At 69.7% G+C, this 21,711-nt stretch carries 19 protein-coding genes and 1 riboswitch; of the genes, 4 read left to right on the top strand and 15 right to left on the bottom strand.

Annotated features, from left to right (window positions below):
* Positions 1-124 precede the first annotated feature (124 nt).
* Positions 125-1,444, top strand: coding sequence for a glycosyltransferase 87 family protein (locus STRNI_RS30270; protein ID WP_277412369.1), 1,320 nt, complete (start codon positions 125-127; stop codon positions 1,442-1,444).
* Positions 1,445-1,459: 15 nt separating this feature from the next.
* Here the strand turns inward: STRNI_RS30270 and STRNI_RS30265 are convergent, their stop codons facing one another.
* The 5 genes from STRNI_RS30265 to STRNI_RS30245 all read right to left on the bottom strand — a co-directional run bounded on the left by STRNI_RS30265 (position 1,460) and on the right by STRNI_RS30245 (position 7,174).
* Positions 1,460-2,848: a hypothetical protein gene (locus STRNI_RS30265; RefSeq protein WP_274735085.1), complete on the bottom strand. Its 1,389-nt coding sequence runs from the start codon at positions 2,846-2,848 to the stop codon at positions 1,460-1,462.
* Between the two features lie 51 nt (positions 2,849-2,899).
* Positions 2,900-3,946, bottom strand: a complete 1,047-nt coding sequence (locus STRNI_RS30260) for a C40 family peptidase (RefSeq protein WP_018093496.1) — start codon at positions 3,944-3,946, stop codon at positions 2,900-2,902.
* 268 nt (positions 3,947-4,214) lie between these two features.
* A complete protein-coding gene (locus STRNI_RS30255; protein WP_159488523.1) occupies positions 4,215-5,240 on the bottom strand; it encodes a C40 family peptidase in 1,026 nt (341 codons plus the stop codon).
* Positions 5,241-5,542: 302 nt separating this feature from the next.
* Complete coding sequence (locus STRNI_RS30250) at positions 5,543-6,916, bottom strand: NYN domain-containing protein (RefSeq protein WP_159488521.1); 1,374 nt, start codon at positions 6,914-6,916, stop codon at positions 5,543-5,545.
* Between the two features lie 18 nt (positions 6,917-6,934).
* Positions 6,935-7,174: a hypothetical protein gene (locus tag STRNI_RS30245; protein ID WP_026170342.1), complete on the bottom strand. Its 240-nt coding sequence runs from the start codon at positions 7,172-7,174 to the stop codon at positions 6,935-6,937.
* Between the two features lie 293 nt (positions 7,175-7,467).
* Here STRNI_RS30245 and STRNI_RS30240 point away from each other — a divergent pair, with 293 nt between their 5' ends.
* Together STRNI_RS30240 and STRNI_RS30235 are read left to right on the top strand one after the other, a co-directional pair.
* Positions 7,468-8,148 (top strand): rhomboid family intramembrane serine protease, encoded by a 681-nt coding sequence (locus STRNI_RS30240; protein ID WP_026170341.1) that lies wholly within the window; start codon positions 7,468-7,470, stop codon positions 8,146-8,148.
* The gene (locus STRNI_RS30235; protein WP_018093491.1) at positions 8,145-8,426 is read left to right on the top strand and encodes an Lrp/AsnC family transcriptional regulator; all 282 of its coding nucleotides are present in this window, start codon (positions 8,145-8,147) and stop codon (positions 8,424-8,426) included. The genes STRNI_RS30240 and STRNI_RS30235 overlap by 4 nt, the downstream gene beginning before the upstream one ends.
* A gap of 540 nt (positions 8,427-8,966) precedes the next feature.
* On the opposite strand, the gene STRNI_RS30230 is transcribed toward STRNI_RS30235, so the two are convergent.
* From STRNI_RS30230 to ctaE, 6 genes are all read right to left on the bottom strand, one after another.
* A complete protein-coding gene (locus tag STRNI_RS30230) occupies positions 8,967-10,334 on the bottom strand; it encodes an aminotransferase class V-fold PLP-dependent enzyme (protein WP_159488519.1) in 1,368 nt (455 codons plus the stop codon).
* A 169-nt stretch (positions 10,335-10,503) separates the two neighbouring features.
* A riboswitch (SAM riboswitch) is annotated at positions 10,504-10,621 on the bottom strand.
* Positions 10,622-10,712: 91 nt separating this feature from the next.
* A complete protein-coding gene (gene trpD / locus STRNI_RS30225; protein WP_093645864.1) occupies positions 10,713-11,777 on the bottom strand; it encodes an anthranilate phosphoribosyltransferase in 1,065 nt (354 codons plus the stop codon).
* Positions 11,778-11,948: 171 nt separating this feature from the next.
* Positions 11,949-13,586: a cytochrome bc1 complex cytochrome b subunit gene (gene qcrB / locus STRNI_RS30220; protein WP_159488518.1), complete on the bottom strand. Its 1,638-nt coding sequence runs from the start codon at positions 13,584-13,586 to the stop codon at positions 11,949-11,951.
* A complete protein-coding gene (gene qcrA, locus STRNI_RS30215; RefSeq protein WP_093645868.1) occupies positions 13,583-14,647 on the bottom strand; it encodes a cytochrome bc1 complex Rieske iron-sulfur subunit in 1,065 nt (354 codons plus the stop codon). Before qcrA ends, qcrB begins: the two co-directional genes overlap by 4 nt.
* Positions 14,644-15,453 carry a cytochrome bc1 complex diheme cytochrome c subunit gene (gene qcrC / locus STRNI_RS30210; protein WP_018093708.1) on the bottom strand — a complete coding sequence of 270 codons (810 nt, stop codon included), beginning with the start codon at positions 15,451-15,453 and terminating at the stop codon, positions 14,644-14,646. The genes qcrA and qcrC overlap by 4 nt, the downstream gene beginning before the upstream one ends.
* Positions 15,454-15,530: 77 nt before the next feature.
* Entirely contained in the window at positions 15,531-16,151 is a 621-nt protein-coding gene (gene ctaE, locus STRNI_RS30205; RefSeq protein WP_018093709.1) for an aa3-type cytochrome oxidase subunit III, read from the bottom strand.
* 263 nt (positions 16,152-16,414) lie between these two features.
* Between ctaE and STRNI_RS30200 the strand changes: the two genes are divergently transcribed.
* Positions 16,415-16,816, top strand: a complete 402-nt coding sequence (locus STRNI_RS30200; protein WP_018093710.1) for a DNA-binding transcriptional response regulator — start codon at positions 16,415-16,417, stop codon at positions 16,814-16,816.
* A gap of 19 nt (positions 16,817-16,835) precedes the next feature.
* Here the strand turns inward: STRNI_RS30200 and STRNI_RS30195 are convergent, their stop codons facing one another.
* The 4 genes from STRNI_RS30195 to ctaC all read right to left on the bottom strand — a co-directional run bounded on the left by STRNI_RS30195 (position 16,836) and on the right by ctaC (position 21,336).
* Complete coding sequence (locus STRNI_RS30195; RefSeq protein ID WP_174876404.1) at positions 16,836-18,110, bottom strand: L,D-transpeptidase; 1,275 nt, start codon at positions 18,108-18,110, stop codon at positions 16,836-16,838.
* 135 nt (positions 18,111-18,245) lie between these two features.
* A complete protein-coding gene (locus tag STRNI_RS30190; protein ID WP_128506350.1) occupies positions 18,246-18,644 on the bottom strand; it encodes a cytochrome c oxidase subunit 4 in 399 nt (132 codons plus the stop codon).
* The gene (gene ctaD / locus STRNI_RS30185) at positions 18,641-20,377 is read right to left on the bottom strand and encodes an aa3-type cytochrome oxidase subunit I (protein WP_109889184.1); all 1,737 of its coding nucleotides are present in this window, start codon (positions 20,375-20,377) and stop codon (positions 18,641-18,643) included. Before ctaD ends, STRNI_RS30190 begins: the two co-directional genes overlap by 4 nt.
* Positions 20,374-21,336: an aa3-type cytochrome oxidase subunit II gene (gene ctaC / locus STRNI_RS30180; RefSeq protein WP_026169722.1), complete on the bottom strand. Its 963-nt coding sequence runs from the start codon at positions 21,334-21,336 to the stop codon at positions 20,374-20,376. The genes ctaD and ctaC overlap by 4 nt, the downstream gene beginning before the upstream one ends.
* Between the last annotated feature and the right edge of the window lie 375 nt (positions 21,337-21,711).

Raw genomic sequence — 21,711 nt, 5'->3', positions numbered from 1 at the left:
CAGCCACCACCGGCATCATGCAGGCAGCACGGGCGGGCGGCGGCGGTAGATACGGGGAACAGGGCGCCGGGTCGAGGCCGCGAGCGGCGCCGACGGCCGGCGGCCGAGAAGCGATGAGGTGACGATGACCAGCATCAGCAGAGCGCGCGGGGTGTGGCTCCCGGTCGCGGCCTGGGCCCTGACCCGGGCCGTGGTCCTGCTGTGCGTCCTGAGAGTGCTGGTGCTGCCGGGGCCGGATGTCACCACCGATGTCTCGGTGATCTACCAGGGCTGGTTCGAGGTCCTCAAGACCGGCACCTTCCCGCTGAACGATGTGACCTGGCAGTACCCGCCGGCCGCCGCGCTCGCCATCCTCTCCCCCGGTCTGCTGCCGTTCCTGGGCTACGCCCCGGCGTTCTACGTCCTGGTCCTGGTCGCGGACGCGGCGACGCTGGCGCTCCTGCTGCGGACCGGCCGGCGGGCGGACCACCGGCCGGCCGGCGCCTGGGTGTGGATCGCGGGGGTGGCGCTGCTGGGCCCGACGGCCTACGCCCGCTACGACCTGATGGTCACCGCCGTCGCCGTCGCCGCGCTGTTCGCGGCCGTGCGTCGGCCACGGGTCGCGGGCGCGCTGATCGCCTTCGGGGCGCTGCTGAAGGTCTGGCCCGCGCTGCTGCTGACCGGCGCCGCGCTGCGCGGCCGCCGGGCCCGCGCCCTGTGGTGGAGCGCGGCCGGCACCGCGGCCGCGCTGACGCTGTTCTTCGTGGCCGCCGCACCGGGCGCGCTGGCCTTCCTCACCTTCCAGCGCGACCGCGGTACGGAGGTCGAGTCGCTCGGGGCGCTGGTCTTCCATGTCGCCCGCCACTTCGGGTGGGACGGCCAGGTGCTGCTGAACTACGGCTCGCTGGAGTTCCTCGGCCCGGGTGTCCCGTTCGTCAGCACCGTGGCGCTCACCCTGAGCCTGGCCGCCGTGGGCTGGCTGTTCCTGTGGCGGGTGCGGGTCCGGGAGCTGCGCCCCGCGACGCTGTGCGAGGCCGCCTTCACCGCCACGCTGCTGTTCACGACCACCAGCCGGGTGATCAGCCCGCAGTACATGCTCTGGCTGGTGGCGCTGGGCGCGGTGTGTGTGACCGTACGCGCCGGCCGGCAGACGCTGCCGGTGGTGCTGGTCCTGCTCGCCACCGGGGTCACCCTGCTGGAGTTCCCCGTCGGATTCGCGGAGGTCGTGGCGAGCGAGCCGTGGGGGGTCACCCTGCTGTTCGTGCGCAACGGGCTGCTGGTCGCCGCGTCACTGCTCGCCTGCCGCCGGCTGTGGACCTCGACGCGCGGCGACGGGCAGGAGCGGACCGGGACGGCCGGCGTGGTGCGCGCGCGCCGTGCCGCCGACGCGACCGCCTCCGCTGCCCCGGAGCTCACCGGCACCGCCGCGCAGCCACGGACGGACGGGGCGACGCCGGCGCCGTGAGCCCCTCCCCCGCCCTCACCGCGCCAGCTGTTTGCGTACATAGGCCCGCCACTGCCGGGTGAACTCCGCCATCCCGACGCCCAGTTGGGCGCGCAGGGCGCGGTCCGTCCGGTCGGCGCGGGCCTTCGGCCGCTGTCCGGTGCGGGCGGGCGGAGTGGCCGGCCGGGGGCCGGCGGAGCCCGCCGTGGCCGCCTCGATCGGCGCCCCCGCCCTCGCCGCGACCGGTACCGCGCTCTTGCCCGCCGCCCGGTAGAAGGCGATCAGCTTGGCCTCGCCCCACTTCTCGGCGATCATCCGGCAGGCCAGCCAGCTGCCCTCGTACGCCTTCGCCAGCCGGTCGGCGCCCGCCTTGAAACCGAAGTCCTCGTCGGTCGGCAGTCGGGCGGGGAGCTTGCCGGCGGCGGCCGCGCGGGCGAGTTCGGGGGCGGTGAGGGCGGCCTTGCGGCGGATACCGCGGTAGGCCGCCCAGTCGGCGAAGCCCTCGGAGAGCCACAGCGGGGTGGCCGGCGTGGTGGCCGTACGGGTGGCGACATGGGCGGTCTCGTGGGTGAGGACCACCCTGCGGCCCAGGTCGTTGAGCTCCTCGTACGCGTCCGGGTTGATGATCACGCGGTCCGCGGGCGCGGTCGTCGAGACCCCCGCCTCCCCGGTGGTGACCGCCGCGATCCCCGCGTAACCGGACGGATCGTCGCTGCCCATCAGCTGCGCCATCCGCTCGACCGAGTCCGGCGCCTCCACCACGACCTTCTGCGACCACTTGCCCTTCCAGGCCGCGGAGACCGCGGGCACCGCCTGGTCCACCCGGTGCGCCAGGTCCTTCAGCCGCGCCCGCTGGGCGGTACTGCCGAGCACCAGGCTGTACCGGCCGCGGACCAGCTGTACCGGCCCCTGGTCCCACAGCTGGCGGGTGCCGCTCCGGCCGGCCGCCGCGCCGTCGGTGTCGGAGGAGATCAGCCAGCGGCCGTCGCGCTCGGTCAGGGTGAGGTACTGCACGGCATGGACCGGTGCGGAGTCGAAGCCCTTGAGGCGGTAGCGCAGCCGCACCTTCGCGGCCAGCCGCGTCCGGTCCCCGTCGGCCGGGAGCGGGAAGGCGTCGGTCGAGTCGAGGTCGTAGTGCCAGTCGGTCAGCGGCACGCCCTTGAGGTGGCCGAACATCGCGCGCTGACGGTCGCGGTAGCCGGTGGCCCGCGGGTCGACGGAGGCGAGGAAGCCCGCCGCGTCCCGCCGCTCGACGGCCCGTGCGCGGGTGTCCAGCATCCGCTGGACGTCGGGGAAGCGCGCCGTGGCCGGCGGGGGCCCCGCGGGCCCGCAGCCGGCCAGCGGGGCGAGCAGCGCGAGGAGCAGGGCGCAGCAGCCCGCCGCCGCGGCCCGCGACGGCCGCCGTCTCGCCCACCGGTGTGACATGCGGACGATCGTAGATCCGGCCCGGGCGGGGCAAAAACGCGGAGATCCGCCTCAGGGCCTGGTGACGGACGAGATCGGCATCATCCCCACGGGGTCGTAGCGGACCCGTGCGCCGGGGTAGGGCGCGTGGACCACTTGGCCGTTGCCGACGTACATCCCGACGTGGCTGGCGTCCGAACGGTAGATGACCAGGTCACCGGGTTGTGCCTGACCGAGCGGCACCTGCCGTCCGGCGCCCCGCTGGGCCTGCGAGGTACGCGGGAGGGAGACTCCGGCCCGGCCGTAGGCCCATTGGGTGAGTCCGGAGCAGTCGAAGGACGAGGGGCCGCTGCTCCCCCAGGCGTACGGGCGGCCCACCGCGGCGCGCACCGCGGCGACGGCGGCGGCGGCCCGCCCGGAGGCCGGTACGGCGCCGCCCAGGTCCGGGACCGCCTCGCGGTGACCGTCGCTCCGGGAGGCCCGTTCGTAGGCCGCCCTGTCGCCCTTGGGGAGCGCGTTCAGCAGCCGTCGCGCGGTGGCCAGCCGGCGCTGGACGTCCTTCTTGTGGCGGGCGACGGCCTTGCGGCTGGTCTCCAGCTCCGCGAGCTTCCTGGCGCCCTCCCTGCGCTGCTGCTCCAGGGAGCGCGTGGCCGCCCGGAGGCCGCGCAGCTCATCGGCCTGCCGGTTGCCGAGCCGGTCGAGCGCGGAGGCCTTCTCCAGGTAGGTGTCGGGCCGTTCGGAGAGCATCAGCCGCACCGTGGGGTCCACCCCGCCCGCCCGGTACTGGGCGGCGGCCAGCGCGCCCAGCCGGCCGCGCATCCGGTTGACCCGCTCCTGGGCGCGGGCGGTGCGGTCCTGGAGGGCCGCCACCTCGTGGCGCAGCTCCTTGGTCCGGGCCTGTGCGCCGTTGTACTTCTCGGTGGCCCGCTCCGCCTGCGCGTAGAGGCTGTCGACCCGTGCGGTCGCCGCCTCACGGGCGGTGGACGGGTGGCCCGCGGGGTCGGCGGAGGCCGGTGGAGCCGACAGCGCGGCGGCCGCGGTCGCCAGGGCGGCCGACACAACGGTGACCCCGGCGAGGGTGGTCTGGCCGTGCTGCGAGGTACGGCGGTGGGACACCACGAGAGCCGCACTCCTTCCATGGGGGTCCCCCCTGCTCGAGCGCAGCCGAGAGCTCGGGGGAAGCCCCTGCCGCCCCGGAGGGCGGTCGGTGGACCGGATGCTGCGCGGGCAGAGAGTACGGTGCCGGTGCACACCGGCCAAAAACCCCATTCGGCCGCAAAAAGCCGCCCCGCCGGTGACTGTGCAGGTCACCGGCGGGGCGGCAGGTCAGCGGCGGAGGCCGCAATTCGCCCGTTCGGGCGGCAGGTTGAGGCAGTCGTGAGGTCTTTCAGACCCGCACGCCATACATGAAGGGCATGTTGTTGATCGACTCGTAGCGCACGTTGGCGCCCGGCTTCGGTGCGTGCAGGACCTGGCCGTTGCCCGCATAGAGGCCGATGTGGTGCAGGTCGCTGTAGAAGAGCACCAGATCGCCGGGCTTGAGGGCGCTCTGCGAGCTGATCTGGGTACCGGCGCTGGCCTGTGCCTGCGAGGTGCGCGGCAGCGACTGGCCGGCCTGCTGGTACGCCCAGGAGGTCAGACCCGAGCAGTCGAAGGACGACGGGCCGGTGGCGCCCCAGACGTACGGCGAACCTATCTTGGACTGAGCGGCGGACAGGGCGGCCGCACCGCGCTGCGAAGCCGGCACGTCATCGCCGAGGTTGACCCGCGAGTTGCTGCGGTTGGCGCGGTCCTCCTCGGCCTGCATGGCCGCCCGCTCCTTGGCGGTCATCTTGTTGAGCAGCTCCTGCGCCTTGCCGAGCTTGCCCTTGATCTCGTCCTTCTTGTCACCGAGCGCCTTACGGGTCTCGGAGAGGTCCTCGATCTTGCTCGCGGCCTCCGCGCGCTCCTGGGCGAGCCGGCGCTGCTTGTCCGCGATGGTCTTCAGCTGGTCGGCCTGCTTGCCGCTCAACTGGTCGAGCGTGGCGGCCTTTTCGAGGTAGGAGTCCGGGTCGCCGGAGAGGAACAGCTGGACCGAGGGGTCGATGCTGCCGCTGCGGTACTGGCCGGAGGCGACCGCGCCGAGACCCTTGCGGAGCTGGTTGAGCTCACCCTGACCACGGGCGACCTTGTCCTGGAGGTCGTCGACCTCCTTCTGGAGCTTCTCCTGCTGCTCCTTGACGCCGTTGTACTTCTCGGTGGCCTGCTCGGCCTCCCCGTAGAGCTTGTCGACCTCGGACTTGACGTCCTTCTTCGACTGGTGGGGGTCGGCCTGGGCGGCCTGGGACGAGAGGGCCACGGCCGCGGCGGCGGTGGCGGTCAGCACGGTCACGCGGGTACGGCTCGGCTGCTTGGGTCGACGGTGGGACGCCACGGGGGCGAGCTCCTTCTTCCTCCAGCCGCCTACCGGGAAGTGGGGGGGTGAGACCCCGGCTCCGCGTGAACGCCGCGGACTCGGCGGTTCCTTCACGGTTCATCCCGGTTGGATGATCAGATTCATGAAGGTTCGGGCCTGACCTTAGTAACCGAGCTGTGATCGCTTCAAATCCTCAGGGAAAAATTCTGCGCCACAAGCCCCATCCTTTACCAACATCACACAGGTAGTAAGCGCCACTTGACGCTCAGATACGGATCGCCGGCGGATTTCCGCGTCAGGCGCCTCCGGCAGGGGGACTCTCAGGTCCTGGCAAGTCGCTTGAGAAGCAAGGCCGATGCGACCGGGCGGGCCCCGGCCTTCGCCACCCCGTCGGCCACTTCCCGGTCCGTGGAGACCACGACGACCGGGCGGCCGGGCGGTTCGGCCCTTACGAGCTGACGAATCAACTCATCGGCCGTTACGCCCGGTTTGCTGAACAGGACCCGGACCCCGCGCGGCGGTGCGAGCAGCACCGGCGCCGCCAGCTCCGCCCCGTCGAAGACACAGGTCATCTCGGCGCCGGTCTGCGCCGCCAGTACCGCGAGACCACCCAGCAGCCGCAGCCGCTGCTTTTCGAGCGGCATGGTCGGATAGCCGGTTTTGGTGACGTTGTAGCCGTCCACCACCAAATGCGCCTGCGGCAGGGCGAGAAGCTGGTCGAGCAGCGCCGGGTCCATCTCCGACAGCGCCCGGGTCGCGATGTCCTTGGGCGTCATCCGCCCCGGCGCGACCGCCTCGACGGTGTCCGCCGGGTGGACGTTCGCGGGCGGCAGGGCCAGTTCGCGGCGCAGCCCCTGTGCCGCGTCCAGGACCGTGTCCAGCAGCAGGCGCAGCCGCATGTCCTCGACGCTGCGGCCCTCACGGGCGGCCCGCCGGCTGGTCTCCAGCGCCGTCTCGGCCTCGGCGATCCGGCCCTTGAGCCGGCGCACTTCGCTGTCCGCGGTGGTCTTCTCCGTGGCCGCCCGGTCCCGCGCCTCCGTCAGCGCGGCCTCGGCCTTGCGGACCGCGGCCTCACCGCGCTTGACGTCGCTGAGCGCGCTGCGCAGCTTGCGCCGCAGCGACTCGTTCTCCTTGCGGACGGCGTCCAGGTCCACCCGGATCCGGTCGGCCTCCGTACGGGCCTCGCCGCGCGCCTGCGCCAGCTCCTCGCGCAGCCGGGCCAGCTCCTGCTCGGCCTCCTCGCCGGCCCGCTCGGCGCGCGCCCGCTGGGCCTCCTCACCGGCCGCCGCAACGAGCTTGACCCAGCCTTCGGGCCGCAGCACATAGGCCGCCGCCGCGACATCGAGCGGATCGGCGGCCGCGGGCGGGGTGCCGTGCTCCAGCGCCGCGGTGAGTTCCGGCTGCGCCTCCCGCAGCTTGCCCGCGATCCGCTGCCGGAAGACCGCGTCGCTCTCCAGCGCCGCGGCCATCGCGTTTCCGGCGAATTTGGCCCGACGAGTCGGGGTGAACCGGGCGTACTGCCGCAGCGGGGGCGGGAGTTCGGCGACCGTCAGCGCGCCGAACGACTCCGCGGTGAGCGCCACGACACGGCGCCGTACGCCCTCGGGCAGCGGTCGGTCGAGCACCTCGTCCGCCGCACCCTCGGGTACGTCGTCACGCTGGGCCCCCGGCTCCCCTTCTGGACGGTCCACCACGGCTGCATCGCTCCGATCTCAGGCGTTCGCGCCCGGACGGTCCACCAGCTCGATCTGGTCGACCGCGTTGCACCAGCGGCAGCGCACGGACTCGATGCTCTCACTGAGGACCTCGCGCTCCTCCACCTTCGGGTCCCCGGCCAGGTCCAGGTGGACGTACTCCACCACCTTGGACCGGCGGGTCACGTCGAAACGCGTGAGGTTGCCGCACAGCGTGCAGCGCCACCGTGTTCCGGCCGTCGGCAGGGGAACAGCCATCGTGTCGTCCTCTTTCGTGATCGTCGTCATGTGCTGCTGCGCGGTTCACGCGGTGCGCCGTCGGACTGCGGAAGTACAGCAAAGTACTGCCTGTAACCCTACGGCCTGACGGGGGGCCGGTGCGGGCCCGCCCAGGTGACGGGACACGGCGAGGCACTCTGTCCCGATTGCCCGCATTGAGTCATGATCACTTCATGACGGCGCCGGCCCCCTCACCCCGTTCTCCCCGCTCGTCCGGTCTCCTCCCCCGCCGTCCGCCCACCACCCGGTCCTTGGCCGCGGTGTTCTCGCGGATGACGAATGTGCTGATCGGCCTGTGCTGTGCGGTCTTCGTGCTCGGCCCCGCCTCCGGCCTGAACCGGATATACGGCACCGGCGATGCCCTGCTGAAGGCCCAGACCGCCTATTACGAGCGGTGGGGCGTGATCCCACTGGATCTGTGGAGCGGCTCGGTACGGGCGCTGATCACCCCGCTCACCGCACTGTTCGTGCACGGCAGCTGGCTGCACCTGCTCGGCAACGTGCTCTTCCTGTACGTCTTCGGCGCGATGGCCGAGGCACGCATGGGCCGGCTGCCGTTCACCGCCTTTTACCTCATCATCGGCTACCTGGCGCTGCTCGGCTACGCGGCCGCACACGCCGGCTCGGGCCAGACGCTGGTGGGTGCCTCCGGCTCCATCTCCGGCGTACTGGGCGCCTTCCTCTACCTGTTCCCCACGGCCCGCGTCACCAGCCTCTTCCCCTTCCTCTTCTTCCTGCCGCTGCGCTTTCCCGCCTGGATCGTGCTGCTCTTCTGGTTCGCCCTGCAGTGGCAGGCCGCGCAGGACGACCCCCGCGGACCGGGCGTCGCCTACCTCGCCCATGTCATCGGCTTCGCGCTCGGCTTCCTCTACGCATGGGCCCGCTACGGGAGGGATAGTGTGGGAGCCACCAGGGCGAACGACCGGGCGACCGAGGAAGAGAGCCAGCCGTGATCACGTCGATCGTGCTCATCAAGACCAGCGTGGACCAGATCCCGGAGATCGCCGAGAAGATCGCCGCACTGGACGGGGTCAGCGAGGTCTACTCGGTCACCGGGGCCCACGACCTGATCGCCATGGTGCGGGTCGCCGCCCACGACGACCTCGCGGACGTCATCCCCGGCCGCATCAGCAAGATCCCCGGCGTCGCCGCCACGGAAACGCATATTGCGTTCCGCACGTATAGCCAGCATGACCTTGAGGCCGCCTTTGCGATTGGGCTGGAGGCCTAGCCCTTCTTTTCCCACGTTTTCGGCTTTCCCGCCGTGGGGGTTGCTCACCGTTTGTTGCCCGCTTTGCGGTGCACTCGCCGTTGCGCCTGCGGCGGGCCGGTCCGCTGCGCGGGGCTGTCGGGGTGCGGTGACGGGCCGGAGGGGTAGGGGTGTGGGACTGCTTCGCTTTACGTCCCACACCCCTACCCCTCCGGCCCGTCCCCTCCCGTTGGGGGGTGGGAGAAACCTTGGTGGGGGTGCCCGCCGCTGGTCATGTGCTCCTCGCGAAGCAGAAATGAAACGTCCTACGGACGCCCGCCCCCACCCACCGTCACTCACTCCCCCAACGGGAGGGGACGGGCCGGAGGGGCCTGGTGTGTGGACGTAAAGCGAAGCAGTCCACACACCAGGCCCCGGAGGCCCGTCACCGCACCCGACACCCACCGGCCCGCCGCAGGCGCAACGGCGGGGAACCCGCAAGCGTCACCCGCACCCACACCCCGCGCAGCGGAGCCCTAACGGCGCGAGGCCCCCACGGCGGGCAAGCCGAAAACGTGGGAATCAAGCGGGCACACAACGCCCGGCTTCGGTGCGGTAGTTCCAGCGGGCGCCGTTCGTCACCAGTTCCTTGACCGCGCGGACGAAGCGGTCAACATGCTCATCCGGCGTCCCGGCGCCAAAACTCACGCGGATGGCGTTGAGGGACTTTTCGCCGGGGGCCGCGTCGGGGGCGCCGCACTCGCCGGGGTCCTGGGGCTCGCTGCCGAGGAGGGTGCGGACGAGGGGGTGGGCGCAGAAGAGGCCGTCGCGGACGCCGATGCCGTACTCGGCCGACAACGCGGCCGCGAAGTGGGAGCTGTTCCAGCCCTCGACGACGAAGGAGAGGACGCCCACCCGTGCGGCGTCCTCGCCGAAGAGGGAGAGCACGGTGACCTCGGGTACGTCGGCCAGGCCCGCGCGGAGGCGGGCGATCAGCTCCTGTTCGCGGGCGACCAGGCCGTCGAAGCCGGCCTCGGTGAGGGCTTGGCAGGCCGAGGCGATCGCGTAGGCGCCGATGACGTTGGGCGAACCGGCCTCGTGCCGGGCCGCGGTGGTGTGCCACTCGACGTCCACCCCGCCGTCCGCGCGCCGGGAGACCTTGCGGCTGGCGCCGCCGCCCGCCAGGTACGGCTCGGCGTCCCGCAGCCAGTCCGCGCGGCCGGCCAGCACTCCGGCGCCGAAGGGCGCGTACAGCTTGTGGCCGGAGAAGGCGACCCAGTCCGCGTCCAGTTCCCCGAGGTCCACCGGGTGGTGCGGGACGAGCTGCGCCGCGTCCAGCACGATCCGGGCGCCGTGCGCATGCGCGGCGGCCGCCAGCTCCCGCACCGGCCACAGCTCCCCGGTCACATTCGACGCACCGGTCACACAGACCAGCGCCGGGCCGTAGGGCTCGCGTGCGGCCAACGCCTTCTCCAGGGTGTCGACCGCCTGCTGCGGGGTGCGCGGCGCGTTGAGGTACGTCACCTCGACATCGGGGCGCTGCTCCCACGGCAGCAGCGAGGCGTGGTGCTCGGTCTCGAAGACGAACACCCGGGTGCCCTGCGGGAGTACGGCGGCGAGCAGGTTCAGCGAGTCGGTGGTGGAGCGGGTGAAGACGACCTGGTCCTCGGCCCGGCAGCCGAGGAACTCCGCAATGGTGCGGCGGCTGTTCTCGAAGAGGTCGGTGGACAGCTGCGAGAGGTATCCGGCGCCGCGGTGCACGCTGCCGTAGTACGGGGCGTAGGCCGCCACGTCGTCCCAGACCCGCTGGAGCGCGGGGGCGCTGGCGGCGTAGTCCAGCGCCGCGTAGTCGACCTCGCCGCCGGTCACGAGCGGGACGAGGACATCCCGGCCCAGAACCGGCAGCGGGGCACAGACGGAACGGTCGGCGGCAACGGCGGAAACAGACATGGCGAACTCCCGTGAGGGGTGAGCGAATTCGCCGCGGGCGGGGGCGCGAAGAAGCGTCGGGGCACCGCGGCGGGAAAGGAAAAAGGGATGCGGAAAAGGGGCCGTCGGGCCCTAGCGCATTCGCTGAATCACGGAAGTGCTCCCTCGGGGACCAGGATCCCTGGCGAGGGATCCGCGCTTGCCGCAGACCTCGCTGCCTACGGCCTGGTCATCACCCGGGGCACCCCGCCACGGAAGGAGGGTTGCCGGACAGCGGGCCGGGGCCTGCATCGCTGTCACTCGTGACCTGGGCAGAATCATGCCACACGGGCAAAGAGGCGCAAGGCCCGGTCCGTATGACGGACTGAGCCTTGCGTCACACCCTGCGTCACCGCGCGCTCATGTGTTGCTGGCGGCCACCCAGCGCTCCAGCGCCCGCTTGGCCGCCCCGGAGTCGATCGAGGCGGCGGCCCGCTCGATCCCGGCCCGGATCTGCTCGGCCAGCGGAGCGTCGGCCGGCTCCAGCGCGACCAGCGCCGCCGCGGAGTTCAGCAGCACCGCGTCGCGCACCGGGCCGGTCTCCCCGTCCAGCAGCCGGCGGGCCACATCCGCGTTGTACGAGGCGTCCGCCCCGCGCAGCGCCTCCACCGGCACCAGGGGGATCCCCACGTCCCGGGGGTCGAAGGGCTCCTCGCGCACCGTGCCGTCCCGGACGATCCACACCCGGGAGGTCGCGGTCGTGGTCAGCTCGTCCAGGCCGTCGTCGCCGCGGAAGACGAGCGCCGACGAGCCGCGCTCGGCCAGCACCCCGGCCAGGATCGGCGCCATCCGGGCGTCCGCGACACCGGTCGCCTGGGCGCGGACCTTCGCGGGGTTGGTCAGCGGGCCCAGGACATTGAAGGTCGTACGGATACCGAGCTGGGCCCGGGCGTTGGCGACATGCCGCAGCGAGGGGTGGAACTTCACCGCGAAGCAGAAGGTGATGCCCGCTTCCTGGGCGACCTCGGTGACCCGCTGCGGGGTGAGGTCGAGATTGACCCCGAGCTTCTCCAGGACGTCGGAGGCACCGCTGGCCGAGGAGGCGGCGCGGTTGCCGTGCTTGACGACCTTGGCGCCGGTGCCGGCGACCACGATCGAGGACATCGTGGAGATGTTGACGGTCTTGGCGCCGTCGCCGCCGGTGCCGACGATGTCCACGCTGGGGCCCGGCACCTCGATCAGCCGGGCGTGCGCGTACATGGTGCGCACCAGACCGGAGATCTCGGCGACGGTCTCGCCCTTGGCCCGCAGCGCGACCGCGAACCCGGCGATCTGGGCGTCGCTGGCCTCGCCCCGCATGATCTTGTCCATCGCCCAGGCGGTGTCGTCCGCGCTGAGGTCACGGCCTGCGAGCAGGGCGTTGAGAAGACCCGGCCAGGTGTGGGCCGCCACGCTGTCGCCGCCAACCGGGGTCACAACGTTCATGGTCCACACTCCTGGATTGTCTCCTGCTTATGCCGTCACCCTATCGAGCCGCCGGGCACGCCGGAGGGCCCCGTCCGGTTGGGGTATCCCCTGCTCCTTAAGAGCTTGGGGAACGGACGGGGCCCTCTGGGTGGCGTACTCCCTACAGTGCGCTAGGAAGCGCTGCGGTGATCAGTGGTGGCCGTGGCCGCTGCTGATCTCCTTGTACTCCTCGACCGTGGCCTTCGGGATGACGTTGTCCTCGCCGTAGTAGGCCTTCGAGAGCTTGGCGCGCAGCTTCTGCGAGCGCGACAGCTTGCGCTCCACACCGTTCTCGTCGACCTCCGGGCCGAGCTCGAGCGGCGCGGGCTGCTCGTGCTGCGTGAGCAGGTGCAGCTGCTCCTGGTCGAGCGGCTCGTGGACCTCGATGAACTCACCGTGCGGCAGGCGCTTGATGATGCCGGACTCGCGGCCGTGCAGCACCTTGTCCTTGTCGCGCCGCTGCAGACCCAGGCAGATCCGCTTGGTGGCGATGAAGGCCAGCACCGGAAGGACGAAGAATCCGATCCGGACGAACCAGGTGAGCGAGTTGAGCGACAGGTGGAAGTGCGTCGCCCACAGGTCGTTACCGCCACCGATCAGCATCACGAAGTACGCGACGAGCCAGGCGACACCGAAGCCGGTACGGGTCGGGACGTTGCGCGGGCGGTCCAGGATGTGGTGCTCGCGCTTGTCGCCCTTGACCCAGGACTCGATGAACGGGTAGACCGCGATCGCGACCAGGACCAGCGGGAAGATCAGGATCGGGATCAGCACACCGAAGTTGAGGGTGTGGCCCCAGAAGTTCCACTCCCAGCCCGGCATGACACGCACCAGACCCTCGGCGAAGCCCATGTACCAGTCCGGCTGGGCGCCGGTGGACACCTGGTCCGGCCGGTAGGGGCCGATCGCCCACACCGGGTTGATGCTGGCGATCGCGGAGATCACCGCGATCACACCGAAGACCAGGAAGAAGAAGCCTCCGGCCTTGGCCATGTAGACCGGCAGCAGCGGCATGCCCACGACGTTGTTGTTGGTCTTGCCGGCACCCGGGAACTGGGTGTGCTTGTGGTAGAAGACCAGGATCAGGTGCGCCACCAGCAGGCCGAGCATGATGCCCGGCAGCAGCAGGACGTGCACCGTGAAGAACCGCGGGATGATGTCGTGCCCCGGGAACTCCCCGCCGAAGATGAAGAACTGCAGGTACGAACCGACCAGCGGCATCGCCAGGATGACGCCCTCGATGAACCGCACACCGGTACCGGAGAGCAGGTCGTCGGGGAGCGAGTAGCCGGTGAAGCCGGTGAACATGCCCAGCACCAGCAGCAGGAAGCCGAACAGCCAGTTGACCTCACGCGGCTTGCGGAAGGCGCCGGTGAAGAACACCCGCATCATGTGGACCATCATCGCGGCCAGGAAGACCAGCGCGGCCCAGTGATGGATCTGGCGGATCAGCAGACCACCGCGCACGTCGAAGCTGATCTCCAGCGTCGACTCGAAGGCCTGCGTCATCCGGATCCCCTGCATGGGCACGTAGGAACCGTGATAGGTCACCTCGGCCATGCTCGGGTGGAAGAACAGCGTCAGATAGACACCGGTCAGGATGATGATGATGAAGCTGTAAAGCGCGACCTCACCCAGCATGAAGGACCAGTGGTCCGGGAAGATCTTGCGCATGTTGGACTTGGCCAGGCTGTAGATGCCCAGCCGGCCGTCCGCCCAGTCGGCGATCCGCTCACCCCGGGGCGCCTTGCCGCGGCGCGGGGTGGCTCCGCTCGTCTCGTTACTCATCCGCGCTCCCAGAAGCTCGGGCCGACGGGCTCCTCGAAGCCGCTTGCGGCCTCCAGGAAGCCGTCCTTCTCCGTGATGTGCAGCTGCGGCAGGGCGTGTCCGGCCGGACCGAAGATCACCCGACCGCCGTCAGAGAGGTCGAACGTCGACTGGTGGCAGGGGCAGAGCACGTGGTGCGTCTGCTGCTCGTACAGGCTGATCGGGCAACCCACGTGGGTGCAGATCTTCGAGTACGCCACGATGCCCTCGTGCGACCAGGAGAGTTCGTGCTTGTCCTTGATGTTCTGCGGCTGGATCCGCACGAGCATCAGGGCGTCCTTGGCGATCTGGACGTTGAAGTCCTCGTCGTGCTCCTCCAGGCCCTCGGGCTTGGCGAAGGTGAGGGAGCCGACCGCGATGTCCTCGGGACGCAGCGGGAGGTTGGTGGACTGGTTGACCAGGCGGACGCCCTTCTTCCAGCCCGTGGTGCGCAGCTTGTTCCCGGGCAGCGGCCCGAGGTCACGCAGCAGCACGACACCGGAGAGCGGCACCAGGGCCAGCGCACCGAACATCGTGTTGCGGATCAGCTTGCGGCGGCCGACCTGCGACTCCTTCGCGCCCGCGGCGAAGTCGGCCATGACCTTGGCCTTGACCTCCGGCGCGGCCTCGATCGGGTGGCGCTCGTCGGCGACCTCCTCGTCCGACATCAGCGTGCGGGCCCAGTGGACCGCGCCGGCGCCGATGCAGAAGAGTGCCGCGCCGAGCGTCAGACCGAGCGCGAAGTTCAGCGCGCTGATGTTGCCGATCGGCCAGATGTAGACGTTCTTGTCGATCGGGATCGCCACGTACGAGGCGATGAAGGCGACCGTGGCGAACATCGACACGATGAAGAGGAGGGCCACGGTGCGCTCGGAGCGCTGGGCAGCCCGCTCGTCGATGTCCTGGGCGCGGTGCTCGTGGGGCGGCAGCCCCGGGTCGGCGAACGGGTTCTCCGCCGTGGCCACCGCACCTTCGTGAGCCGTCTCCCGCTCACCGGGAAGGGTTTCTTCTGGCACGTCTTCGTGTCGTCCAGTCTCGCTCATGACTTCTTGGCCTTCGTAGTCCGGGCTGCGACCCAGATGGCGACCGCGACCAGCGCGCCCAGGCCGAAGATGTAGCCGAAGAGACCCTCACTGACCGGACCGAGACCACCGAGGTCGAGGCCGCCGGGGCTCTCGGATTCATCGCCGTTGACGGCGTCGAGGTACGCGATGATGTCCTTCTTGTTCTGCTGCGACAGCGAGCCGTTGCCGAAGGAGGGCATGTTCTGCGGGCCGGTTTCCATGGCCTCGTAGATGTGCTTCGGGTCCACTCCCTCAAGCGTCGGTGCGTACTTGCCGTCGGTCAGGGCGCCGCCCTTACCGGTGAAGTTGTGGCACTGCGCGCAGTTGGTGCGGAACAGCTCGCCGCCCTTGCCGATGTCGGCACCGTCCGGGCTGTACTGATCCTTCTCCGGCACGGTCGGGCCGGCGCCCAGCGAGGCGACGTAAGCCGCGAGCTGGTCGATCTGGGCGTTGGTGTAGATGTTCTTCTTCCGCGGCACCTGGGCGCCGGGCTGCTGGGCCGGCATACGGCCGGTGCCCACCTGGAAGTCCACGGCTGCGGCGCCGACGCCGACCAGGCTGGGGCCGTCGGAGGTGCCCTGACCGCCGGTGCCGTGGCAGCTGGCGCAGCCCACGGCGAAGAGCTTCTTGCCCTCCTTGATGGCAAGAGACTGGGCGGTGTCATCGGCCTGAGCCTTGTCCGCCGGCGCGAACGCGGCGTACAGCCCCCCAGTGACCGCCAGCGCGAAGAGTAGGACGACGAGCGCCGCCAGCGGATGGCGCCGTCGTGCGGAGAGCTTTTTCACGGATTACCCCGGTGTCAGGATCTTCTGCGTCGATGCTTTGGATATGTCTGTCTGATACGAGCCGGTACGGGCCCGGACTACTTGATCAGGTAGATCGTGGCGAAGAGGCCGATCCAGACGACATCGACGAAGTGCCAGTAGTAGGACACGACGATGGCCGCGGTGGCCTGCGTGTGGGTGAACCTCTTGGCCGCGTACGTCCTGCCCAGGACCAGCAGGAAGGCGATCAGACCGCCCGTCACATGCAGTCCGTGGAAGCCGGTGGTCAGGTAGAACACCGAGCCGTACGGGCCGGACGAGAGCGACAGGCCCTCGTGCTTGACCAGCTCCGTGTACTCGAAGACCTGACCGCCGATGAAGATCGCACCCATGACAAAGGTGACCACGAACCAGGCCCGGAGCTTCTTGACATCGCCGCGCTCGGCCGCAAAAACGCCGAGCTGGCAGGTCAGAGAGCTGAGCACCAGGATCGTGGTGTTGGTCGCGGAGAACGGAAGATTCAGCGCATCGGCGGATTCCTTCCAATACTCGGATCCGGTCACCGATCGAAGGGTGAAGTACATCGCGAAGAGGGCCGCGAAGAACATCAGCTCGGAACTCAGCCAGATGATGGTTCCGACGCTGGTGAGGTTCGGCCGATTGACCGACGGGTGCGCGTGCCCGGTTTCTACTGTCGTTGCTGTCGCCACGACCGACATTATGTCGGTCGCTTATCCCGCCCTCACTCCGGGGGGTGCCGTTCGGTGTGTCAAGGACGTATGCCCTGCTCGTACGGACCCTTTCCGCGGTCGCTCGAAGGAGGGACGCACCCGGCCGGCCACGGAACCCCGGCCCCGCCGGCACCGGTCCTGACGGGCCGTCGGGCAGATCTTGGATCCGGTCAACCCCTCCTGCGGGCGCCCCCTGCGGGAGTAGCATCCGCCCCACCCGATGCTGTGCCGCTACGAAGCGTGGAGGAACGATGCAGGCGACTGCCACGGTGCTGGTCTACAGCGACAACGCCAACACCCGCGAGCAGGTCCGGCTGGCGGCCGGACGGCGCCCCGCCGCCGATGCCCCGCAGATCGAGATCCTGGAGTGCGCCACCGCGCCGGCCGTCCTGACGGCCCTGGAGCAGGGCGGTATCGACGTCTGTGTGCTGGACGGCGAGACCGCTCCCGCGGGCGGTATGGGCGTCTGCCGGCAGATCAAGGACGAGATCTACCGGTGCCCGCCGGTGCTGCTGCTGATCGGCCGCCCCCAGGACGCCTGGCTGGCCACCTGGAGCCGGGCGGACGCCGCGGTGACCCATCCGCTGGACCCGGTGGCCTTCGCCGACGCCCTGGCGGGGCTGCTGCGCCGCAGGAACCTCGTACAGGCCTGAGCGGCCTGCTGGGCGGCGCTCAGATCCTCGGGCGCAACCGGGCGTCGCCGACCGGGTTCTGCGCTCGCTCGGCCGCTCCTGTGGTGCTGGAGGCCTTGCTCTTCAGCGCGCTGCCGTCCCGCCATTCCTTCCAGGGCATGTTCCAGTCACCGAAGCCGTTGTCGAACGGCGTCATGGTGTCGCCGCCGCTGTTGACGACCTTGACGACGTCGCCGACCCGCACGGTGTTGAAGAACCACTGGGCGTTGCCCGTGGACATGCCCGTACAGCCGTGGCTGACGTTCGCCGCGCCCTGTGATCCGACGGACCAGGGTGCGGCGTGGACGTACTCCCCGCTCCAGGTCACCCGGGTGGCCCAGTAGACCGGCAGATCGTAGGACTCCGAGCTCCCGGCGGCGATGCCGACGGTCGAGCTGCGCATCCGTACGAAGCTCTCCTTGCCGAGGACGACCTTGACGCCGTTGCGGGTGGAGAATCCGGGCTTGCCGGTGGTCACGGGAAGAGTCTTGATCGACTCACCGTTGCGCCACACCGTCATCTGGTGGGTGGCGGCATCGGTCACGGCCTCCACGCGGTCGCCGGTGGTGAGCTTCACGGGCTTGGACGGGCCTCCGTAGAGCCCCTTGGCGATCTTCAGGCCCGCCAGGTTGCTGTGCACCGAGATCGTGGCGTGGGCGGGCCAGTACTCCTTCGGGCGGAAGTGCAGTTTCTTGTTGTCCACCCAGTGCCAGGCGCCCTCGACCCGCGGCATGGAGTCGACCTTCAGGGCGCTCTCCACGATGGCACGGGCCTTCGGGTCCTTGATGGGCTGGCTCAGCTCCGCGGTGACCGGCTGGCCGACGCCGTACTCGCCGGCCTCCGGCCCGAAGGCGGCGGTCAACTGGCCGTCCGCGTCCTTGGTGTTGACCACGAGCGTCTTGCGGCCGGGTGAACCGTCCTCCTCCTCGGTGCTCACCCGCACCGTGTAGCGGGTGCCGGCGGCCAGGGGCACGGTGGTACGCCAGTGCCTGCCGTCGGCGCTCAGCTCACCGTGGACGAAGCGGCCGGTGGAATCGGTGGCCGTCACGTCGGTGATCCGCGCGTCGTCCCCCTTGACGGACACCTCCAGCGGCTTGTCGGGATCCGCCTTCTTCTTGCCGTCGGGGGTGTTGGCCGTGATCTGGTCGGCCGCGTCATAGGGATTGGCGGAGAGCGCATCCGAATCCGAGCCCCCGCACGCGGTGGCGCTCACCGCAAGGGGCACGAGCAGGAGGCCGCAGCTCAGCACCGTCCGGGTTCGAGGTCTGTGACTCATGCCCCAAAAATATGAAGAATCACCTGTCCCAGCGCGCTGGAGGACTGCAAACGGGTCTGCCCCCGGCACCCAAAAGCGGCGGGCCCGGACACCTGTTGGGTGTCCGGGCCCGCCGTACGGCAGCTGTGCGGCCGTTTACTGCGTGCGGTTCTCGCCGCGGTAGTACTCGAAGACCCAGCCGAAGAGACCCACGAGGATCACCGGCAGGGAGAAGTACAGCAGCCACCAGCCGAAGACGACGCCCATGAAGGCGAGGGCGCCACCGACGGCCAGGGACAGCGGCTGCCAGCTGTGCGGGCTGAAGAAGCCCAGCTCACCGGCGTCGTCCGAGACCTCGGCGTTCTCGTTGTCCTGAGCACCCGCGTCGACCCGCCGGGCCGTGAAGGCCAGGTAGTAGCCGACCATGATGCACAGGCCGAAGGCGAGGAACAGCGCGGTGGTACCCGCGGGCTCCTTCGACCAGACGCCATAGACGATCGCCATGGCGAGGACGAAGACGGAGAGCCAGATGAACATCTTGCCCTGGATCTTCACTTGCCCGCCTCCTTGCCGCCGGCGAGGGACTTGTCGTCCTCGGTGGCGCGGCCGTTGTGCAGCGCGTCAAGAGCTGCGATCTCCGGGTGGTGCAGATCGAACGCCGGGGATTCGGAGCGAATACGCGGCAGCGTGAGGAAGTTGTGCCGCGGCGGCGGGCAGGACGTCGCCCACTCCAGCGAGCGGCCGTAGCCCCAGGGGTCGTCGACCTCGATCTTCTCGCCGTACTTCGCCGTCTTCCAGACGTTGTACATGAACGGCAGGATCGACAGGCCCAGAAGGAACGAGCTGATCGTCGAGACGGTGTTCAGCGCCGTGAAGCCGTCGGCCGCGAGGTAGTCCGCGTAACGCCGCGGCATGCCCTCGGCACCCAGCCAGTGCTGGACGAGGAAGGTGCCGTGGAAGCCCACGAACAGCGTCCAGAAGGTGATCTTGCCGAGCCGCTCGTCCAGCATCTTGCCGGTGAACTTCGGCCACCAGAAGTGGAAGCCGCAGAACATCGCGAAGACGACGGTGCCGAAGACCACGTAGTGGAAGTGGGCCACGACGAAGTACGAGTCGGAGATGTGGAAGTCCATCGGCGGCGAGGCCAGGATCACACCGGTCAGACCACCGAACGTGAAGGTGATCAGGAAGCCGATCGCCCACAGCATCGGCGTCTCGAAGGACAGCGAGCCCTTCCACATCGTGCCGATCCAGTTGAAGAACTTCACACCGGTCGGCACCGCGATCAGGAACGTCATGAACGAGAAGAACGGCAACAGCACGCCGCCCGTCACATACATGTGGTGCGCCCACACCGTGACCGAAAGACCGGCAATCGAAATCGTCGCCGCAATCAGACCGATGTAACCGAACATCGGCTTCCGGGAGAACACCGGAATGACCTCGGAAATGATGCCGAAGAACGGCAGGGCGATGATGTACACCTCGGGGTGGCCGAAGAACCAGAAGAGGTGCTGCCAGAGCAATGCGCCGCCGTTGGCCGCGTCGAAGACATGCGCACCGAATTTACGGTCCGCCTCCAGCGCGAACAGCGCCGCCGCCAGCACCGGGAAGGCCAGCAGGACCAGCACACCGGTCAGCAGCACGTTCCAGGTGAAGATCGGCATCCGGAACATCGTCATGCCGGGCGCCCGCATGCAGATGATCGTCGTGATGAAGTTGACCGAACCGAGGATCGTGCCGAAACCGGAGAAGGCCAGACCCATGATCCACATATCGGCACCGACGCCCGGCGAACGCACCGCGTCCGAGAGCGGCGAGTACGCGAACCAGCCGAAGTCGGCCGCACCCTGCGGGGTGAGGAAGCCGGCCACCGCGATCAGCGAGCCGAAGAGGTAGAGCCAGTAGGCGAACATGTTCAGCCGCGGGAACGCCACGTCGGGCGCGCCGATCTGCAGCGGCATGATCCAGTTCGCGAATCCGGCGAACAGCGGCGTCGCGAACATCAGCAGCATGATCGTGCCGTGCATCGTGAACGCCTGGTTGAACTGCTCGTTCGACATGAGCTGCGTGCCGGGACGGGCCAGCTCGGCGCGCATGAGCAGCGCCATCAGGCCGCCGACGCAGAAGAACGCGAACGACGTGACCAGGTACATCGTGCCGATGGTCTTGTGGTCAGTGGTCGTCAGCCACTTCACGACAGCGATGCCGGGTTGCTTCTTGCGTACGGGCGGTGCTGCCGGAGCCGTATCGGCGGCGGCACCCTGAGGTTCGTTGAGGATGCTCACTGGTTCTTGGTCTCCGCATTCCTGGCGTGATCCGACTGCTCGATGCCCGCCGGCAGGTATCCGGTCTGGCCCTTCTTCGCCAGGTCCTTCAGGTGCTCCCGGTACCGCTCAGGGGAGACAACCTTGACGTTGAAGAGCATTCGGGAGTGGTCGACACCGCAGAGCTCGGCGCACTTGCCCATGAAGGTGCCCTCCTTGTTGGGAGTCACCTCGAAGACATTGGTGTGGCCCGGGATGACGTCCTGCTTCATCAGGAACGGCACCACCCAGAAGGAGTGGATGACGTCGCGAGAGGTCAGCACGAACTGAACCGTCTCGCCCTTCGGCAGCCACAGGGTCGGACCGGGGTTGCCGGTCTGCGGGTTCCGCGTGCCCGGGGTGCCCGTGTCGTAGACACCGTCGGCACCGGCCGGCGCGGTCTTCTTCCACTTGTCCGGGATCGCCTTGAGCGCCGGGGAGTCGATGGCCGACGTCGACTTGTCGCCGTCCGTGTTCTCCAGGTAGTTGAACGCCCAGCTCCACTGGAAGCCGACCACGTTCACGACATGGTCCGGCTTCTTCGAAGTCTTGAGGAGTGCGCTCTCATCACGTGCGGTGAAGTAGAAAAGCACCGCAATGATGATGAACGGCACGATCGTGTACAACGCCTCGATCGGCATGTTGTACCGGGTCTGCGCGGGGACCTCCACCTTGGTCCTGCTGCGGCGGTGGAAGATCACGCTCCAGATGATCAGGCCCCACACCAGCACGCCCGTTGCGAGGGCGGCGGCCCAGGAGCCCTGCCAAAGAGAGAGGATCCGCGGCGCCTCGTCGGTGACGGGCGTTGGCATGCCGAGGCGGGGGAAGTCCTTATATGTGCAACCAGTCGCGGTCGCCAGGACCAGGCCCGCAGCAAGCACCTGCGGCAGCTTCCGCCGCATCGGGCGCCGCGACGAGCGGTCGGAGCCGTTGGGACTCACGTAGCGCCTTCCCGAGAGTCTCGCCCGCGAGACCGGCTGCGGCCGTCTCGCTGGTCGGTCGCCGGCCCTGGCGCGGGCAGGGGTTTGGATGTTTATGCGGACCAAACCCTACTGGACGCTATTTGGGGTCGCGCGGGGAGGGTGCCCAACGCGCCGCGTCGCACCCCTAAGGGGTGGCCAGGGCCTCTCGGAGAAGCCCTCCTGAGTCCCGATTACCCGCTTTCACCAGGCATCTGACGCCGCGCCCGGCACCGGGCCGCACCGCTCTCCCGGCGCGCGCCGGGCCGCCCCGCCCGCCGCGGGACCGGGGCCCCGCGCCCCCGCCCGGCCGGGTGCGGACACCTCCCCCCGGAAACGGGGCGACTAACGTCTCGT

It is taken from the genome of Streptomyces nigrescens, from assembly GCF_027626975.1.
GTDB classification, from domain to species: Bacteria; Actinomycetota; Actinomycetes; order Streptomycetales; family Streptomycetaceae; genus Streptomyces; species Streptomyces nigrescens.
This window is presented reverse-complemented; position numbering and strand designations above follow the sequence as displayed.

What these genes read in the sequence shown, in the direction of transcription:
- STRNI_RS30270 (WP_277412369.1), top strand. Translation starts at nt 125, where the DNA reads ATGACCAGCATCAGCAGAGCGCGCGGGGTGTGGCTCCCGGTCGCGGCC.
- STRNI_RS30265 (WP_274735085.1), bottom strand. Translation starts at nt 2,848, where the DNA reads ATGTCACACCGGTGGGCGAGACGGCGGCCGTCGCGGGCCGCGGCGGCG.
- STRNI_RS30245 (WP_026170342.1), bottom strand. Translation starts at nt 7,174, where the DNA reads ATGGCTGTTCCCCTGCCGACGGCCGGAACACGGTGGCGCTGCACGCTG.
- STRNI_RS30240 (WP_026170341.1), top strand. Translation starts at nt 7,468, where the DNA reads ATGACGAATGTGCTGATCGGCCTGTGCTGTGCGGTCTTCGTGCTCGGC.
- STRNI_RS30230 (WP_159488519.1), bottom strand. Translation starts at nt 10,334, where the DNA reads ATGTCTGTTTCCGCCGTTGCCGCCGACCGTTCCGTCTGTGCCCCGCTG.
- trpD (WP_093645864.1), bottom strand. Translation starts at nt 11,777, where the DNA reads ATGAACGTTGTGACCCCGGTTGGCGGCGACAGCGTGGCGGCCCACACC.
- qcrB (WP_159488518.1), bottom strand. Translation starts at nt 13,586, where the DNA reads ATGAGTAACGAGACGAGCGGAGCCACCCCGCGCCGCGGCAAGGCGCCC.
- qcrA (WP_093645868.1), bottom strand. Translation starts at nt 14,647, where the DNA reads ATGAGCGAGACTGGACGACACGAAGACGTGCCAGAAGAAACCCTTCCC.
- ctaE (WP_018093709.1), bottom strand. Translation starts at nt 16,151, where the DNA reads ATGTCGGTCGTGGCGACAGCAACGACAGTAGAAACCGGGCACGCGCAC.
- STRNI_RS30200 (WP_018093710.1), top strand. Translation starts at nt 16,415, where the DNA reads ATGCAGGCGACTGCCACGGTGCTGGTCTACAGCGACAACGCCAACACC.
- STRNI_RS30195 (WP_174876404.1), bottom strand. Translation starts at nt 18,110, where the DNA reads ATGAGTCACAGACCTCGAACCCGGACGGTGCTGAGCTGCGGCCTCCTG.